Annotated in this window: 1 pseudogene; it reads right to left on the reverse strand. The window is 73.5% G+C overall.

The annotated features are described in order from the left end of the window. Positions 1–1318: pseudogene (locus tag ABD369_RS40600) on the reverse strand (acyl carrier protein); the annotation flags it as partial. Between the last annotated feature and the right edge of the window lie 8 nt (positions 1319–1326).

Genomic DNA, 1326 nt, shown 5'->3' on the forward strand with positions numbered 1-1326 from the left:
TGACCGCCGGGCCTTCCAGGCCGAGCGTGTAGGCGACGCGGCCGGAGGCGATGCTGCCGGAGTTGCCCGTGCCGAGGTAGCCCTCGACGCCGTCCGGCAGTTCACCGACGCCCGTGGCGTAGTCGTGGTACATCACACCGGCGAAGACGCCGGTCCGGCTGCCGCGCACGGTCGCCGGGTCGATGCCGGCCCGCTCGAACGCCTCCCACGAGGTCTCCAGCAGCAGGCGCTGCTGCGGGTCCATCGCCAGCGCCTCACGCGGCGAGATCCCGAAGAACGTCGGGTCGAACAGGCCCGCGTCGTGCAGGAACCCGCCCTCGCGGGCGTACGAGGTGCCCTGGTGATCCGGGTCCGGGTGGTAGAGGTTGTCCAGGTCCCAGCCACGGCCGGCCGGGAAGCCGGAGACCGCGTCCGCACCCTCGAAGACCAGCCGCCACAGGTCCTCGGGCGACTCCACACCGCCCGGGTAGCGGCAACTCATCCCGACGATCGCGATCGGCTCGTCGTCCAGGACCGCGACCGCGGCGGCGACCGACGCCTCGGTCCCCTCGCCGACCAGCTCCGAGCGCAGGAAGGCGGCCAGCGCGGCGGGCGTCGGGTAGTCGAACACCAGCGTCGCCGGCAGCCGCAGACCCGTCGCACCGTTCAGCTCGTTGCGCAGCTCGACGGCCGTCAGCGAGTCGAAACCGAGCTCCTTGAACGCCCGGCCGGACTCCACCGCAGCGGCGTCCGCGTAACCCAGCACCGACGCCACCCGAGCGCAGACCAGCTCGAGCAGCACGGCGTCCCGCTCGGCCACGGGCAGCGCGGCCAGCCGCCCGGCGAGGCCAGAACCGGCCACCGTTCCGGACGAGTTGGCCTCGACGGCCCGGCGAACCGGCGTCCTGACCAGTCCGCGCAGCAGCGGCGGCAGCGTACCCGCCACTGCCTCGGCGCGCAGCGCCGCGAGGTCGAGCCGCATCGGCACCAGCATCGCGTCATCCGCGGCGCATGCCGCGTCGAAGAGCGCCAGGCCCTCGTCCGCGAGCATGCCCTGCACGCCGCCACGGCTCATCCGTCGCACGTCGACCTCGGCCAGGCTGCCGACCATGCCGCCGTCCGCCCAAGCGCCCCAGGCGAGCGAGATCGCGGGGAGTCCGGCGGCACGGCGCTGAGCGGCGAGGGCGTCAAGGAAGACGTTGGCCGCAGCGTAGTTGCCCTGGCCGAGGCCGCCGAAGGTACCGGCGGCTGAGGAGAAGAGCACGAACGCGCTCAGGTCCAGGCCGGCGGTGAGCTCGTGCAGGTTGAGGGCCGCGTCCACCTTCGGGCGCAGCACGGTGTCGATGC

The organism is Kitasatospora cystarginea (assembly GCF_039533515.1).
Lineage (GTDB): Bacteria > Actinomycetota > Actinomycetes > Streptomycetales > Streptomycetaceae > Kitasatospora > Kitasatospora cystarginea.